The organism is Flavobacterium bizetiae, from assembly GCF_024271895.1.
Taxonomy (GTDB): Bacteria; Bacteroidota; Bacteroidia; order Flavobacteriales; family Flavobacteriaceae; genus Flavobacterium; species Flavobacterium bizetiae.
Genome location: NZ_CP091861.1, coordinates 4,852,551 through 4,869,847, shown reverse-complemented (window position 1 = coordinate 4,869,847; position 17,297 = coordinate 4,852,551). Strand labels below are relative to the sequence as shown.

The window sequence follows — 17,297 nt, the reverse complement described above, 5'->3', positions numbered from 1 at the left end:
TTTTGTTTACCATATAAGTTCATATTAATTGAACGCAATAAATACAAAACTTAAATTACTTATAGGTTTAAGAACGTTATTATTGATGTTTTAGAGTAAGTCTTTAGTTATGCGATTATTAGGTCAAAGCTTTTGTATTGATTCCAGAATAATATGAACTTATATCACTTATATGGTGAAAAAGATTAATTGACATTGCCATTTAAAAGCCCGTACTTTGTAGTTCAATTTTTCCCTATGAATTCATCACTTTTTTACGGCGTTTTGCAAAAACGATTTCCTTTTGCGCCCACTTATAAGCAGGATATTTTTTTTCAAAAAATCGCTATTTTCTTAACAGATACGCACAACGATACGATTTTTGTCCTGAAAGGATATGCCGGAACGGGAAAAACAACCGTGATCTCGACCATTGTAAACAATCTGGGAGACATTAATAAAAAGTTTGTTTTGCTGGCACCAACAGGTCGCGCGGCAAAAGTAATCGCGAATTATTCGAATACACCCGCGTTTACAATTCATAAAAAAATCTATTTTCCTAAAAAATCTGCTGGCGGAGGCGTGGCTTTTACCAAGCAATTAAACAAACATAAAAACACCATTTTTATCGTCGATGAGGCTTCGATGATTTCAGACAGCAATTCTGATTCGAAATTGTACGATAACGGATCGCTTCTCGATGATTTGATTTCGTATGTATATTCCGGAACCAATTGCAAAATGATTCTTTTAGGAGATACTGCTCAGCTGCCTCCGGTAAATTTAGATATAAGTCCGGCACTTGATGTGCAGACTCTTGCGGTGCATTATGACAAAGAAATCGAACATATCGAACTGGACGAAGTAATGCGTCAGGAAGAAAGTTCTGGGATTTTGTACAATGCAACAGAATTGCGTGAATTACTGAAAGACAGTTTTATTACCGAATTTAAATTTGATGTAAAAAGGTTTAAAGATATTGTTCGTTTAACGGATGGGTATGATATTCAGGATGCTATCAACTCGGCTTACAGTAATTATAGTATTGAGGATACAGCATTTATTGTTCGTTCGAATAAACGTGCGAATCAATATAATGAACAAATCAGAACTAGGATTTTATTTAAAGAAAGCGAACTTTCGGTTGGGGATTTCCTGATGGTGGTAAAGAATAATTATTTCTGGCTAAAAGAAACCGATGAAGCGGGATTTATTGCCAACGGAGATATTATCGAGGTTTTAGAATTGTTTGGAATCAAGGAATTATACGGATTTAATTTTGCCAGAGTAAAAATCAGAATGGTTGATTATCCGGATCAGAAACCTTTTGAAACGGTATTGTTATTAGATACTATCAAAAGTGAATCTCCGTCTTTAACGTATGAAGAATCAAATCGTTTGTACGAAGAAGTGATGAAAGATTATGAAAATGAAGGTACTAAATTCAAGAAGTTCCAGAAGGTAAAAGAGAATGAATATTTTAATGGATTACAAGTAAAATTCTCTTACGCCATAACCTGCCACAAATCGCAGGGTGGGCAATGGAATACTGTTTTTATAGAACAGCCATACTTACCAAACGGAATCGATCGCGATTACATCAGGTGGCTGTATACCGCTATGACACGTGCCAAAAATAAATTATATTTGATAGGATTTAAAGACGAGAGTTTTGAGGAATAAAAAGTTTAGCCACAGATTTAAATGATTCTCACAGATTTTGAATATTTTGAAAAAATCTTTTTTAATCCTTTTAATCTGTGGCAAAAGAAAACATTTTTACAATGACAACACTAAACGATTTACATTCGATTTCATCAACGTTTTCGAATACAGATAAAATGCCGGTTTTGTTTTTAGGACACGGCAGCCCGATGAATGCCATTGAAGAAAATCAGTTTGTGGCTGGTTTTCGTAATCTGGCGAAAACATTGCCGCAACCTAATGCGATTTTGTGTATTTCGGCGCATTGGTTTACGAACGGTACCAAAGTGACTTCGATGCAAATGCCAAGAACGATTCATGATTTTGGAGGTTTTCCGCAAGCCCTTTTTGATGTGCAATATCCTGCGAAAGGAAGTCCGGAATTAGCCTTAGAAACCAAAAGAATCTTAGATCCCGTTCATGTCGATTTAGATGAACATTGGGGTTTAGATCATGGCGCGTGGAGTGTAATTAAACATTTATATCCTGAGGCGAATGTTCCGGTGATTCAGTTGAGTATTGATTATACAAAATCGGGACAATATCATTTTGAGTTGGCTCAGAAATTACAATCCTTACGTCATAAAGGCGTTTTAATTATCGGCAGCGGTAATATCGTTCATAATCTTCGTCTGGTTGATTTCAGAAATTTTGATAAAGATAATTACGGTTATGACTGGGCAATTGAAGCGCGCGAAACCATCAATAATTATTTATTAGACGAGAATTTCCAGCCTTTAATTGATTTCGAAAAAATGAACAAAGCGATTCAATTGGCGATTCCGACTCCGGATCATTATTTGCCTTTGTTGTATACTTTAGGTTTAAAAGAAAAATCAGAAGAACTGAGTTTGTTTAATGATAAGTTGTTAGCTGGTTCTTTGAGTATGACATCTGTAAAAATTATGTAGATATTTTACCGCAAAACACGCAAAGATTTTTTGTTCGGGATTACGCTTATAAAACACAAAGTTCGCAAAGCTATATTGATAAAGCTTTGCGAACTTTGCGTTTTATAAAATTTTATAAATAAAAATACTTTGCGTGCTTTGCGGTAAAATGCGTTTGTTATATCAGCCTAAAAAGCAGTAAGAAATAGATTCACAAAATCTTCTATTTTTCTAAATTATAAGCATATAAATAACCATCAGCGCTTCCGAAATAAATGGTATTGTTACTAATAAATGGCGACGAAACAATCGATCCCAATTGATAAAATCTGTCCATTACTTTTTTGTTATTATCATAAAAAGAAAGATCATCATTTTGACCTGCATATTGAAAATCTAACAAATCATTTTTTAAAGTTGAAGACGCAAATTGTTTGCGATTATCAGTACTTATAAAATTGGATGTTTTCCCGTTTGAAAGCAAATCCAAACTGAAGAAATTACCCGTAAAATCACCAAAATAAATTGTGTTTCCTGCTATTGCCGGTGATGAGTAAACATAACCATTTACTTTAAATCGATACTTTTCTGCTCCCGTTTTGGCATCTAAAGCTAATAGGGCATAGGTGTCTGAAGTTCCTACATAAACGGTATTGTCTCTTATAACGGCAGAACTTAAGATCCAGGAATTTTCGGCATTGTATTTCCAGATTTGTTTTCCGGTTTCGGCATCTAAGGCGAAAAAGAACGGTTCTCTGGCGCCAAAATAAACTTTACCATCTGAGACCGCAACAGATGATTGTATTCCTGTAAAACCCATTTGTGTTCCGGTTGCAAAATGCCAGATTTCTTTTCCGAATTCGACGTTTAGGGCGTACAAAGTTGCGTCCCAGCCTCCAATGTAAATTTTGTTTTTATCGATTACCGGAGTTCCGTGAACGGGGCCGTTGGTTTTGAATTTCCATTTTAAATTTCCGGTTTTAGCGTCTACGGAATAAACGTTTCCGTCGCTGCTTCCAAATAAAACCAAAGCCGATTTTCCGTTTTTATATACAACGGGTGATGAAATATAAAAACTCCATAAATCGTCCATGTATTGCGTTTCAGGTTTCATTCCCCATCTTCCATTTTCGCCAATCCAGTGTTCTCCGCCTGTTTTAAATTTCCAGATTAATTTTCCGTCTTTAGTATTTACGGCGTAATAATTCCCGTCGAAACTTCCAAAATAGATAATATTGTCTAAAATACTCGGTGAGCTATGAATGGCTCCATTGGTTTTGAATTTCCATTTTGCAGTTCCTGATTTTTCTTCGATGGCGTATAGAAATCCATCTTCGCTGCCCATATAGACAATACCGTTTTTTGCAATTGGCGAAGAGAATATTCTGCCGTCGGTTTTATATTTCCATTTAAGGGTTGAGATGGGGTGATATCCTTTTCCTTCAAAAATGCGATCCGAAAACGAATTGATTATTTCGGCATTGTTTTTTTGGCTTAAAGCCGAATAACTAAAAATTAAAAAGAAATAGAATGGAAGGGTAGCTAGAAATCTTTTCATTGTTTTTTATTTTAAAAATAAATATTTTCTAAGATATTAATATTTAGTTATTTGAGAAATATGTTAGGAATATATTTTTAATACCTGATTGTGAATAGGTATATTTGTTTCAGCATGGAATTATCAAGTGAAAATATTAAAACATATCAATCATCTAAAAAAGTTGTTTTGGGTCCGCTAATTATTGGTGGAATATTTGTGGAAATTATTTTATTGATAATGGGGGAAACAGAAATGACTCCTGTTTTGCTTGTAGTACTTTTGTTAATGGGACTTGGGCTTTTGATTGTAAAAGGTTCTCTTAAAATTATAATAGATTCTAACGAAGGACTTTTGATTTTAGAAAAAATGAGCTGGCTTGGAAAAATTGCATTCAGGGAGGTTTTTTTATTAAATGAAAATCAATTTTCGATTATGGAAGATACACTTCCCAGATCTGGAAAATACTATCTTATTTTGATCACAAATAATTCGACTAAAAAAGAAAGCAACTATTTGGCAGAAGGATTTTCTGGACAAACTCTAGAGTTAATAAAAAACGATATTGAAATTATACAGACATAAAGCTTAGTTTTTGCTAAGCAAATGAAATTTAAAAAATTAAAAAATGAAAATAATAGCGGTAATTCCGGCGCGATATGCTTCAACACGATTTCCTGCAAAATTGATGCAGGATCTTGGTGGCAAAACAGTGATTTTAAGAACGTATGAAGCTGCTGTGGCGACAAAATTGTTTGATGATGTATTTGTAGTAACAGATTCAGATTTGATATTTGATGAAATCGTTTCGAATGGAGGAAAAGCGATTATGAGCATCAAAGAACACGAATCAGGTAGTGATCGTATTGCTGAGGCTATATTTAGCCTTGATGTTGATATTGTAGTAAATGTGCAAGGCGATGAGCCTTTTACAGAAGCGGAGCCTTTAGAGCAGGTTTTATCGGTTTTTAAAGATGATGTAGATCGTAAGGTTGATTTGGCTTCGTTAATGCGTGAAATCACAGATGAAGACGAAATAAATAACCCAAATAATGTAAAAGTGGTGGTAGATCAATCGCAGTTTGCGTTGTATTTTTCAAGATCGGTTATTCCGTATCCTAGAGATAAAGATGTAGGTGTTCATTATTTTCAGCACATTGGGATTTATGCTTTTAGAAAACAGGCTTTGTTAGATTTTTATAGTTTACCAATGAAGTCTTTAGAGGCTTCTGAGAAATTAGAACAATTACGTTATTTAGAATTTGGAAAGCGTATTAAAATGGTGGAGACCACTCATGTTGGTATTGGGATCGATACAGCTGAGGATTTAGAAAGGGCTCGTGCCATGTTGCGAGATATTTAATTAGTTGTATTTGGACGCAGATTGAACGGATTCGCTATCGCGAAAACGCAGATTTGCGCGGATTTTTAATATTAGGCTTATTTTAGTCTTTGCGCATGTCAGGCTGAGCGAAGTCGAAGCCAGTGTTCCAATTGGTGCGCCTTCGACTTCGCTCAGGATGACAAACGAGGCGTTAAGACAAACGAGTGTTTCTTATGAAAACGAATGCCCTAGCCCTGATAAGATTGGAGCGGATAGCAGGAAATAGCTCCTGAATATTTAAATTCCAAATATTTAAATTCCAAATTCCAATTGTTGGGAGCTCTTGTGGTGTCGACGAAAAAAAAAAGCTCCAAATCATAAAGATTGGAGCTTTTTTTATATTCTAAAATCAGACAAAATTCTTAGTATAAACTTGGGAATTTAGAAGGATTTACTTCGTGCATCATCGTGTAAACTTTCTCGAAGATATCCTCGGCAGAAGGTTTAGAGAAATAATCACCATCGGTTCCGTAAGCCGGTCTGTGTGCTTTTGCAGCTAGGGTTTGCGGTTTACTGTCAAGGTAATTATAAGCGTCTTGTTCTTCAAGAATTTGTTGTAAGATGAAAGCCGAGGCTCCACCTGGAACATCTTCGTCGATTACTAAAAGACGGTTTGTTTTGGCAATGCTTTTTACAATGTCTTTATTTACGTCAAACGGAAGTAAAGATTGGATATCGATTACTTCACAATCAATGCCTAATTCTAATAATTCAGTTGCGGCTTGTTCTACTAATCTTAAAGTAGATCCGTAAGAAACTAAAGTAATATCTGAACCTTCTTTTAGGGTTTCAACCACACCAATTGGCGTTTTGAATTCACCAAAATTTAAAGGTGTTTTTTCTTTTAATCGGTAACCATTTAAACATTCGATTACTAAAGCCGGTTCGTCAGTCTCTAAAAGAGCGTTATAAAAACCTGCTGCTTGTGTCATGTTTCTTGGCACGAGAACATGAATACCACGAACGGCGTTGATGATCATACCCATTGGTGAACCTGAATGCCAGATACCTTCAAGACGATGTCCGCGGGTTCTGATAATTAGCGGTGCTTTTTGTTTACCAACAGTTCTATATTGTAACGTAGCCAAATCATCGCTCATGATTTGAATCGCGTATAGTAAATAATCTAAATACTGAATCTCTGCAATTGGGCGTAAACCTCTTAAGGCCATTCCAATTCCCTGACCTACAATAGTAGCCTCACGAATACCAACATCGGCAACACGAAGTTCTCCGTATTTTTCCTGCATTCCTTCAAGACCTTGGTTTACATCACCAATGTTTCCTACGTCTTCACCAAAAATTAGTGTTTCAGGATATTTGGTAAACAAGGCATCAAAGTTGTCACGAATAATCATTCGGCCATCCTGGTCTGCTTTTGCACCATCGGCATATTCAGGAAGTACTTTTTCTACAGAGAAAACATTTTTATCTGAATCTGAGTGTAAATGACTGCTGAATCTTGGTTGCGTGATTTCGATATAATTGGTGATCCAATTAGATAATAATACTTTGCTGTTTGGTATTTCGATAAAACGCAATATTTTTCTGGCGATTACCAGCATTTCCTTTTTTAGAGGAGATTTTATAGCGCTTAATTCTGAAATGTATTTTTGTATTTTATCTTTATGATTGATACTTGCAGCGGAAATTTGCTCTAGTAAAATCAACAGATTTTTTTGATCTTCGATAATTGGATTGATGAAAGAGTTCCATGCTTCTTTTTTAGCTTCAAGAACTTCTTTTTTCAATTCGGCATCAATTTCGGCTAATTCTTCAGGCGATGCAATATTGATGGCAATCATCCATAAACGCATTTGGCGAATACAATCGAAATCTTTTTCCCAAGCCAGTCTTTCGGCATTTTTATAACGCTCGTGAGAACCTGAAGTCGAGTGACCTTGTGGTTGTGTTAATTCGTTTACGTGTATTAAAACCGGAACGTGTTGCTCGCGGGCAACTGCTGCGGCTCTTTCGTAAGTTGAAACTAACTCTGCATAATCCCAGCCTTTTACTCTAAAAATTTCATACCCTTTTGCGTCTTCGTCGCGTTGGTATCCTTTTAGAATTTCAGATATGTTTTCTTTTGTTGTTTGATGTCTTGCGTGAACCGAAATTCCGTATTCATCATCCCAAACGCTCATTACCATTGGTACTTGCAGTACTCCGGCAGCATTTATGGTTTCAAAAAACAAACCTTCAGAGGTACTTGCGTTTCCTATAGTTCCCCAGGCAACTTCGTTTCCGTTTACAGAGAATTTGTCTTTGGTTTTGATTCCGTCAACGTTTCTGTAAATTTTAGAAGCCTGAGCTAATCCCAATAGTCTTGGCATTTGTCCTGCTGTAGGCGATATATCTGCGCTTGAATTTTTTTGTTTTGTTAAGTCTTTCCAGGATCCGTCTTCGTTTAAACTGTGCGTTACAAAGTGTCCGCCCATTTGTCTTCCGGCAGACATTGGATCAAAATCTAAATCAGTGTGACCGTATAAACCTGCGAAAAATTGTTTAGGAGTTAATTCTCCAATAGCCATCATAAAAGTTTGATCGCGATAGTATCCGGAACGGAAATCTCCGTTTTTAAAAGATTTTGCCATAGCAAGCTGTGGTACTTCTTTTCCGTCGCCAAAAATTCCAAATTTGGCTTTTCCCGTTAATACTTCTTTACGACCTAAAAGGCTACATTCGCGGCTGGTAACTGCAATCCTGTAGTCGTTCAATACCTCCGTTTTGAAATCTTCAAATGTTAGTGTAGTATTGCTTTTTTCTTTTATCATAATCTTGAGGGGTCATGTTAGACTGCGAAATTACTTAAAAACAATCAATAATCATAATTCTTTAAAATAAATATAATTTAATTATATGTATTTAAAATCAAAAAACTACGTATATTTTTTAATGTATTTCTATGTAAAATTGCAGTTTAGTGATAATAATGCATGTTTTTGTTTAAAATTTATTCAATTAAAACCATTTTCTAGTAAAAAGATTGACTAATGTTTTTGGCGAAAGTGTGATCACAAATCGTATTTTTTCATTGTATTTATTTTGAGAAATTTCCCACCCGTTGTTTGAATAAACAGGAAAATAAAGCTCAAAATAATCCGGAACGAGATTTAATCTGATCCCACTATCGTAAACAAAATTCTCACTTTGATGTTTACTTTTCATGAGTCCAATATCGCCGTAAACTTCGACCCAATTCCAGATCGAGTAGCTGGCGTTTAATGTTGTCATCCATTGATTGGCGTAGGCTGGCGCTAATTTTGATTTAAAACCACCTTCGGCCATCACAAATTGCTGACTAAAAAATCCGGTGCTTTCAGATCGTCCGTAAAAATTATAATCGAACATATAATCCGTTGGCCGGTCTAAACCAAAGCTAAAATAATCTGAATTTGTTGTGTTGTACAAAAAAGTTCCGGCATACAATCGTAAATTTAGTCTATGATTGTTTTCGAATAAACGTCTGTATTCTACTTCTCCGGCAATTTTACCGAAGTTTCCTCCAAACTGAAGATCATTCATATAACTAAAATGGTCAATCAATTCGGTTTTAGTGTTCGAATAACGCGCATTAAAAACGGAGTAATTGGGTTTTGAATTGTCGGTAATGTATTTACTGTCTTCACGATTTACAATAACCTGTCTGAAAAGGATAAGTTGTTTTCGATTGTCTCTGAAATTCTGTTCGCGAATTCTAAACTGCACCATCGGATTCAGCCTTAAATAAGTGGCATCCGGTGCGTAATGAAAGTAGTTCTGACTAATAGAATATCTCACATTATATAATGTGCTGTTTCTGTAATACTCGCTCCAAACAAAGGCCGAAGATCCTGAAATTGTTCCGGCTTTGATAGAATAAGCAGGATTAACATCAAACGTAAATGGTTTGTCGAGAATGGTTTTATTATGAAAACGTACTCCGGGTGTTATACCATCGTATAAATTATACGTAAGTGTAGGGATGTAGAGAATCTGATTGTAATAAGGATCTTCGAGATCTTTGGCAAAATTAAACTTGATTGGTCGATTTGTAATTACAAGGCTTTTAAGTGATTTCCAGTTGTTTCTTAAGTTATACTCCGGAACTTCATTGTCGTAATTCAGTACAATTTTGTCCGCCTTTTTTCTGTCAAATTCATAGATCGAATCATTATTTTTTGGTTCAATCCATTTTTTAAAAACGACTTCATTTTTTTTGATTCCATAAACCGGAATCGGAACAAAATTATTCGTCTTGTTTTTAATCTGAAATTGTACGCTGTCTTTCGTTCTCGATACATTCGAAAATTTATAATCGATAATATCTCTCGAGTCTATAATGGTATTGAAAAACCAATCGATGTTTTTGTTACTGTTTTTAGAAAGTATTTTTTCGAAATCATAACGATTCGTTTGTGCTGTTTTGTTTAAACTATAAAATTCCTGTACGCTTTCAGGAACAATATCATGGTTTAAATAATCATCCAAATAACTCAAACTTAAACCTGCACGATATTTACTGGCAATTTGTTCGTTGAATTTTATCAGTGTATTTTTTGGATCTCCAAGTGGCTGATCCAGATTTTTTCTCGCCATCAGCATATAATAATAGCTGTATTGCTCATTAAAAGTCAAATTGGTAATGTTATAACTTTTAAAGAGTTTCATGTCTGAAAGTCTTCCTAGCATCTTTTGATCTATATGATTTTCTTCCATGAATTTCATCATGCTGTAAATCTGGATTCCGTCATAAACCCAATTGTCCTTACGGGGATCAAGCTTTAAACTATTCTTAAGATAATTGTTTAGATACGTTTTTAGAAAGGTGATTTCGAAAATAAAATCATCAGAAAACGGACTTATAAACGACGGAAGCTGATTAAGACCATAAAACGGATTTCGATCATAATCAGTTTGAGAAACCGTTATTTTTTCGTGCGGATATTTACCAATAAAAGCACTGGCAAAACTCACCACGCGATTGATGATAATTGCTTTCTGAATTTCGCTTATCTTTTTGTTTTTAAGATTGGTAAGTACTTCTACAGAACCATTTTCATAACTTCTGAAACTATTTTGTTTTTCGATAAAAAAATTAAAATCGGTTCTGTCGTTTCCGGAAAAGAAATAAGTACTGAAATCAACATTGGTTTCCTCTTTCGAAACCAAATTCAAATCAGTAGTAATTGAATATTTATTTGGAATTTTTATGTTGACTTCATAATTCGTGCTGGCATTGGCAATATCATCTAAGTTGAAATTGTTGTATTTCATAAAACGATGATTCTCAAAACGAGCAGGGCTTAAAAACCAGTTTTTCAGGTTCATTCCGCCATTCTGATCAAAACCATAGCGCGTAAATTTATCACTCGGAATTTTAGCAATATAAACAAGGTGCAAATCTATTTTCTCGCCCGGATGCAGTTTGCGGTTTAGTTTTACAACAACAAAATCAGGATTTTTATCTGTTCTTTCCCATTCAAGCGCCATATTATCCGAATCCGTTAAGCTCAGAATCGTAGTATTGCCTCGTTCTGCAGCTTTCGCTAAATGAAAACCGCGATAGAATTCATCCGAAAATCTTTTGGCCAAGGGCGTATTTTTATCAGAGAAAGCATTGTTCCAGTCGTTTAACACAATCGAAATCAGTGAATCGTTAGAAGTATTATAATAGGTAATATCCTGTCTTATATTCAGTGTTTTAAGCTCGAGATTAACCGCCACCTCCATCTTAGACTGATGTTGTGCGTATTGTTTTATCGAACTAAATAAAACAAAAACAAAGAATATAATTTTATATAATGGTTTCAATGATTGCTTTGGATAATTATCAATATAACTTAAGTTACGAGCATAAAGTTGTTTTGGTTTTTTGTAAAAATAGCATAAAAAAAGCTGTTTAAAAAAACAGCTTTAATTTTTTGTAAGATTTAATGTAATTTCACCATGTAAGTTATGTAAGGAAATTTAAGTTTATTGCTTTATAAGGCATCTTTAAATGAACTTATATAACTTATATGTTGAAAAAAAAAATTAGAAATTTGGACTTAAATCGTATTTCTTGTAGAATTTGTCTAATACATCAACTACTTCATCTTCAGTATCAACGATCTTAAATAAGTTCAAATCTTCCGGGCTAACCGTATGCATTTTTTCTACCAAAACCGTTTTTACCCATTCGATCAAACCAGACCAGAATTCAACACCAACTAATATAATTGGGAATTTCCCGATTTTTTTGGTCTGAATTAAAGTAATCGCTTCAAACATTTCGTCAAGAGTTCCAAAACCTCCTGGCATTACTACAAAACCTTGCGAATATTTTACGAACATTACTTTTCTCACAAAGAAATAATCGAAATTCAGGTTTTTATCGTGATCAATATAAGGGTTAAAATGTTGTTCAAAAGGCAGTTCGATGTTCAATCCAACCGAAGTTCCGCCTCCTAAATGCGCACCTTTATTACCAGCTTCCATAATTCCGGGACCACCTCCTGTGATTACGCCGTAACCTGCTTTACTGATTTTGTATGCAATTTTTTCAGCCAATAAATAGTATTTATCATCTGGTTTTGTTCTCGCAGAACCAAAAATAGATACACACGGACCAATACGTCCCATGCTTTCGTAACCGTTTACAAACTCGGCCATAATTTTAAAAATCGCCCAGCTGTCGTTTGTTCTAATTTCATTCCACGTTTTTTGTTTCAAACGGTCCTGAATTACTTTGTCCTCATCATTATCAAAATCTTCTAATCTCATTTTAGGTATTTTAATTATTTATATTTTTATTTCTAGCTGTGTCGTTTTAAATTGTCATCCTGAGCGTAGTCGAAGGAGAAGGAGCTATTTCCTGCTGTCCGCTATATCTTTTCCTGGCTAAAGAAGCCAGAAAAAGGATGCCGCTCCCATCAGGGCTAGGGCATTAGTTTTCAATTGAAACATTGTTTTTACCCCATAAAAAATTGTCAAAATCAAAAACTTTGACAAAAAGGGCGTACTAAATTACTGCTTTTTTCGAGAATTGTTACAGAAATAGGGATTTATTAATTTAAATGTAACATTTCTCTATGATTCTTTTTTGTTGGCGATTCATTATCAGTAGGTTGGTAGGTTCAATAAAGATTTACATATTTTGCAACATTCAATAGATTAATTTTAATCTATTTCTCTCAATCCATATCCACAGACTTGTCATCCCGAGGAACGAGGGATCTCAGCAAGTAGCTCGACAATTTAGGGGAAATACTTTGTGTTAGTTTCGTACGGAGATCCCTCGCTCCTCGGGATGACAAAAAGGGGTAAACTAAATTTTATGTAACCTTTGTCAAAGTTTAAAACTTTGACAAAGGTGTCGTGCGCAAAAATATCACTACAAAGCTTTTACGCCTCCAATTCCTTTTTCAAAAACTTCGCAGTATAGCTTTTTTTATTTTTCGCTACTTCTTCCGGGGTTCCTTTGGCGATTAATTGTCCGCCGCCTTTTCCACCTTCAGGACCAATATCTATAATATAATCGGCAAGTTTAATCACGTCCATATTATGTTCGATCACCAGGATTGTATTTCCTTTATCAACCAATTTATTAATTACATCCATTAAAACACGAATGTCTTCAAAATGCAATCCGGTTGTAGGTTCATCCAGAATATAAAACGTATTTCCGGTATCTTTTTTAGATAATTCTCCTGCAAGTTTGATACGTTGCGCTTCACCACCAGAAAGCGTTGTGCTTTGTTGACCAAGCGTAATATATCCTAAACCAACATCCTGAATGGTTTTTACTTTTCTGTAAATCTTCGGAATGTTTTCAAAAAACGGAACTGCTTCGTCAACAGTCATATTCAATACATCCGAAATAGATTTTCCTTTGTATCGAATCTCTAAAGTTTCTCTATTGAAACGTTTTCCCTGACAGGTTTCGCATTCTACGTAAACATCCGGTAAAAAGTTCATTTCGATAGTTCTAACTCCAGAACCTTCGCAGGTTTCGCAACGTCCGCCTTTTACGTTAAAACTAAAACGTCCGGCTTTATAACCACGAATCATACTTTCAGAAGTCATGGTAAACAAGTTTCTGATTTCAGTAAATACCTCGGTATAAGTCGCTGGATTCGAACGTGGTGTTCTCCCAATCGGACTTTGGTCAATATCAATTACTTTGTCAATATGTTCTAAACCTTCGATTTTTTTATAAGGTTGTGGTTTTTTTACGCCATTAAAATAATACGCATTCAAAATAGGGTAGAGTGTCTCATTAATCAAAGTCGATTTTCCACTTCCTGAAACTCCAGTTACGCAAATCAGTTGTCCTAAAGGTATCTCGATCGAGACATTTTTCAGGTTGTTTCCTGTCGCTCCGGTTAGTTTTAAGAATTTTCCATTTCCTTTTCTTCGCTCTTTCGGAATCTCCAATTTCATTGTACCGTTCAAATATTGAGCAGTAATGGTATTTGATTTTAAAGTTTCTGCCGGAGTTCCAATACTGATGATTTCTCCTCCGTATTTCCCTGCTTTAGGACCTATATCAATTACATAATCAGCAGTTTCGATCATGTCTTTATCATGTTCAACCACAATAACTGAGTTTCCGATATCACGTAATTGTTCCAGCGACTTAATTAGTTTTTCATTGTCTCTTTGGTGTAAACCAATACTTGGCTCATCCAAAATATATAAAACACCAACCAATTGCGAACCAATTTGTGTTGCCAAACGAATACGCTGCGCTTCACCACCCGAAAGTGATTTTGAACTTCGGCTTAAAGCCAAATAATTCAAACCAACATTCATCAAAAAGTTTAGACGATCTTTGATTTCTTTCACCACTTCTGATGCAATCAAAAGTTGTTTGTCTGATAGATGATTGTTTAAATCCTGAAACCAGGTTGTTAGATCAGAGATGTCCATATCACATAACTCAGTGATATTTTTTCCGTTTACTCTAAAAAACTGCGCTTCTTTTTTCAAACGTGAACCTTCACAAACCGGACAATTTACTTCGTCCATGAAATCTTTTGCCCAACGTTTTATAGTAGTCGATGAAGTTTCATCGTATTGATTTTTAATGAAATGTGATATTCCTTCAAAATCTATTTTATAATCGCGTGTAACTCCTAAATCTTTTGAGTTTACCACGAATTTATCTTTCCCGCCATTTAAAATCATGGTCATGGCTTCTTCCGGAATCTTCTCAATTGGATCGGTTATCTTGAAATTGAATTTTTCTCCAATAACTTCTAATTGTTTAAAAATCCAGGACGATTTATATTCACCAAGTGGCGCAAAACCACCTGCTTTTATCGATAATTTAGGATTTGGAATAATCTTTTTAATATTGATTTCGTGTACCGTTCCTAATCCGTTACAATGCGGACAAGCTCCTTTTGGGGAGTTGAAAGAGAATAAATTTGGTTCCGGATTTTGATATGAAATTCCGGTTGTAGGACACATTAAATTTCTACTGAAAAAACGAACTTCATTGGTATCCTGATCTAAAATCATTAATACATTTTCGCCGTGATGCATGGCTGTATTAATACTTTCGGCCAATCGTTTTTGATTGTCTTCAGTATCTTCAATCAACATTCTGTCGACTACAATCTCGATATCGTGTGTTTTATAACGATCCAGTTTCATTCCTGAAACTAAATCCTGAACTTCGCCATTGACACGAACTTTCAAGAATCCTTGTTTGGTAATTTGCTGGAATAACTCGGCATAATGTCCTTTTCTGGCTCTAATAATCGGAGCAAGAATATTGATTCGTTTTCCTTTAAAATCCTGAATAATCAAATCTTTAATTTGTTCATCAGAATACGAAACCATTTTTTCGCCTGTGTTGTAACTAAAAGCATCAGCACCACGAGCGTAAAGAAGTCTCAGGAAATCATATATTTCTGTAATCGTTCCAACGGTAGAACGCGGACTTTTACTGGTTGTTTTTTGTTCAATCGCAATTACTGGCGAAAGTCCGTCGATTTTATCAACATCAGGACGTTCTAAACCGCCAAGAAACTGTCTGGCGTACGCCGAAAAAGTTTCTACATAACGACGTTGTCCCTCGGCATAGATGGTATCAAATGCCAAAGAGGATTTTCCCGAACCTGATAAACCGGTAATCACCACCAGTTTTTCACGCGGAATAGAAATGTCTATATTTTTTAGATTATGAACTCTTGCACCAAGAACTTCAATAGTATTGTCTTTTTCTAACATAATTTTGAGCAAAACGCAAAGTTACCACTTTGATTTGTTCTTTTTGTGCTCGATAGCAAAACTTTATGTTACAAATAGTAACAAAATAACGCAGCTTTTCTACGCTAATTTTTTTACAATTTACAATTTCACTAATGCTATTATTAATATAGGCCCCCTTTTTTGTTTGTTTTAAATAATTAATCGTCGCAAGAACAAAAGCAACCACAATTTCCGCATCCTCCGCATTCCCAATTACATAGCCATCCTCTGCATTTCAGCTTTATTTTTTTAAATAATTTTTTCATTTTACGTTTTCGATTTTATATTTTAGAATTATTCTTCATCATTATCTATTTCTTCTTTGTCTGAAAATTCATTAATATCGAATCTACTTACTTTGTCATCACGTATTTTATCTTGATAGTAATTTATACCTCTTATGAAATTAGCGTTATATTTTGTTTTCTTTTTGTCAAATTTTGAAGTACTGGTCATACCATTATCTAATTCTTCGTCAGTCAGCTTATGAGGAACTAAAAGATGTATTTCCACTTTATAATTATCTATTAAATAAGAATTCCAGTTGTAATCGCCATCTCCACGATAAATTATTATCTTATCTCTTAAATGAGGAAGATTATATTTGGCATTTTCTGAATCATGGTATGCATTCATGTATTCTTTATCACCGTTGCGATAATGAAAGTCTACTGATCCACCAATACTATCCATTATTTTTTCAGATTTGAGAATTAATGCTTTTAAGTCTGCAATTTCTTTTCGTATCTCTGTATTTTTTGCAAATGTTCTTTCTTTGCCAGTTGTACTGCTTAATATTATTATTGTATCTAGCTTTTCTCCAGCGTCTACATATGGACTAGTTTTTAATATTTTAAGTAGTTTTTTCTTGACGCCTTCATTTGATAGACTATCCGGAACGTTTTTTTTAACTTCTTGATTTTTACTGTATTTAGACATTGTTGCTAGCCACATTCCTTTATCGTGTGGAGACATTCTGTTTAATTTATTAACCAATATGATAGATTCTTCACGTTTTTTATAATCTGGGAGCGATTCAAACCACTTTACGTAATTTTTTACTCTGTCTTCATAAGATAGTTCTACCTTTTTTTTGGTCTGACTTTGCACTGATAATCCTAATATTAATAGAAAAACTAATAGTATTTTTTTAATCATAATTTAATTGCATTTTCAATTTATTGTAAAAATTCTTTGGTTTGCTACTGAATTGTCTTAATAGAATGTTTTAACGAAAGCAGATTTTGGGATTGTAGTAATTTTTATCATTAAAAGAGTTAAAAACTTTGAAGTTTATTATTTAAATTAATTTTTAAAAGTTGCCAATTGAATAATAGGTAAATCAATAAATGTTTTCGTTAGATATTTTGTACCAGGCATGAGATGAAACAGATCCACTAGAACTAAATAAGCCTGGCTTACATCTTTGTGGTGTTAATGCTAATAGTACTCTTTGGAAGTCATTTCGGATAATTCCGCATCTTCTACATTTGTAAGTTGCCATATGTATTGTTTTTGAATTAAAGTTGTTTCAAAAATAAATGATCACCCCTTTTCTAATTGATTTACCTTTTAAAAGCCT

At 34.5% G+C, this 17,297-nt stretch carries 10 protein-coding genes; 4 read left to right on the top strand and 6 right to left on the bottom strand.

The features are described from left to right. Positions 1–237 precede the first annotated feature (237 nt). Entirely contained in the window at positions 238–1,662 is a 1,425-nt protein-coding gene (locus L0669_RS20050; protein ID WP_263759658.1) for an ATP-dependent DNA helicase, read from the top strand. A 101-nt stretch (positions 1,663–1,763) separates the two neighbouring features. Next, on the top strand, positions 1,764–2,594 hold the full coding sequence (gene ygiD, locus L0669_RS20045; RefSeq protein WP_173972292.1) for a 4,5-DOPA-extradiol-dioxygenase: 831 nt from the start codon (positions 1,764–1,766) through the stop codon (positions 2,592–2,594). Positions 2,595–2,796: 202 nt separating this feature from the next. On the opposite strand, the gene L0669_RS20040 is transcribed toward ygiD, so the two are convergent. Continuing rightward, complete coding sequence (locus tag L0669_RS20040) at positions 2,797–4,131, bottom strand: outer membrane protein assembly factor BamB family protein (RefSeq protein ID WP_263759656.1); 1,335 nt, start codon at positions 4,129–4,131, stop codon at positions 2,797–2,799. Positions 4,132–4,245: 114 nt separating this feature from the next. Here L0669_RS20040 and L0669_RS20035 point away from each other — a divergent pair, with 114 nt between their 5' ends. Together L0669_RS20035 and kdsB are read left to right on the top strand one after the other, a co-directional pair. Beyond that, positions 4,246–4,695: a hypothetical protein gene (locus L0669_RS20035; RefSeq protein ID WP_263759655.1), complete on the top strand. Its 450-nt coding sequence runs from the start codon at positions 4,246–4,248 to the stop codon at positions 4,693–4,695. Positions 4,696–4,738: 43 nt separating this feature from the next. Beyond that, a complete protein-coding gene (kdsB, locus tag L0669_RS20030) occupies positions 4,739–5,473 on the top strand; it encodes a 3-deoxy-manno-octulosonate cytidylyltransferase (RefSeq protein ID WP_263759653.1) in 735 nt (244 codons plus the stop codon). Positions 5,474–5,856: 383 nt separating this feature from the next. On the opposite strand, the gene L0669_RS20025 is transcribed toward kdsB, so the two are convergent. The 5 genes from L0669_RS20025 to L0669_RS20005 all read right to left on the bottom strand — a co-directional run bounded on the left by L0669_RS20025 (position 5,857) and on the right by L0669_RS20005 (position 16,873). Then, entirely contained in the window at positions 5,857–8,268 is a 2,412-nt protein-coding gene (locus tag L0669_RS20025; protein ID WP_173970601.1) for an alpha-ketoacid dehydrogenase subunit alpha/beta, read from the bottom strand. 187 nt (positions 8,269–8,455) lie between these two features. Continuing rightward, a complete protein-coding gene (locus L0669_RS20020; protein ID WP_263763971.1) occupies positions 8,456–11,206 on the bottom strand; it encodes a gluzincin family metallopeptidase in 2,751 nt (916 codons plus the stop codon). Positions 11,207–11,509: 303 nt separating this feature from the next. Then, on the bottom strand, positions 11,510–12,238 hold the full coding sequence (locus tag L0669_RS20015; RefSeq protein WP_068845660.1) for an LOG family protein: 729 nt from the start codon (positions 12,236–12,238) through the stop codon (positions 11,510–11,512). Between the two features lie 621 nt (positions 12,239–12,859). Then, the gene (gene uvrA, locus L0669_RS20010; protein ID WP_263759651.1) at positions 12,860–15,694 is read right to left on the bottom strand and encodes an excinuclease ABC subunit UvrA; all 2,835 of its coding nucleotides are present in this window, start codon (positions 15,692–15,694) and stop codon (positions 12,860–12,862) included. A gap of 315 nt (positions 15,695–16,009) precedes the next feature. Continuing rightward, positions 16,010–16,873 (bottom strand): hypothetical protein, encoded by an 864-nt coding sequence (locus L0669_RS20005; RefSeq protein ID WP_263759650.1) that lies wholly within the window; start codon positions 16,871–16,873, stop codon positions 16,010–16,012. Between the last annotated feature and the right edge of the window lie 424 nt (positions 16,874–17,297).

Bases quoted from the DNA above. Each gene is read 5' to 3' on its own strand.
- L0669_RS20025 (WP_173970601.1), bottom strand. From the start codon at position 8,268: ATGATAAAAGAAAAAAGCAATACTACACTAACATTTGAAGATTTCAAA.
- L0669_RS20035 (WP_263759655.1), top strand. From the start codon at position 4,246: ATGGAATTATCAAGTGAAAATATTAAAACATATCAATCATCTAAAAAA.
- L0669_RS20040 (WP_263759656.1), bottom strand. From the start codon at position 4,131: ATGAAAAGATTTCTAGCTACCCTTCCATTCTATTTCTTTTTAATTTTT.
- ygiD (WP_173972292.1), top strand. From the start codon at position 1,764: ATGACAACACTAAACGATTTACATTCGATTTCATCAACGTTTTCGAAT.
- L0669_RS20020 (WP_263763971.1), bottom strand. From the start codon at position 11,206: ATGGAGGTGGCGGTTAATCTCGAGCTTAAAACACTGAATATAAGACAG.
- L0669_RS20015 (WP_068845660.1), bottom strand. From the start codon at position 12,238: ATGAGATTAGAAGATTTTGATAATGATGAGGACAAAGTAATTCAGGAC.
- L0669_RS20005 (WP_263759650.1), bottom strand. From the start codon at position 16,873: ATGATTAAAAAAATACTATTAGTTTTTCTATTAATATTAGGATTATCA.
- L0669_RS20050 (WP_263759658.1), top strand. From the start codon at position 238: ATGAATTCATCACTTTTTTACGGCGTTTTGCAAAAACGATTTCCTTTT.
- uvrA (WP_263759651.1), bottom strand. From the start codon at position 15,694: ATGTTAGAAAAAGACAATACTATTGAAGTTCTTGGTGCAAGAGTTCAT.
- kdsB (WP_263759653.1), top strand. From the start codon at position 4,739: ATGAAAATAATAGCGGTAATTCCGGCGCGATATGCTTCAACACGATTT.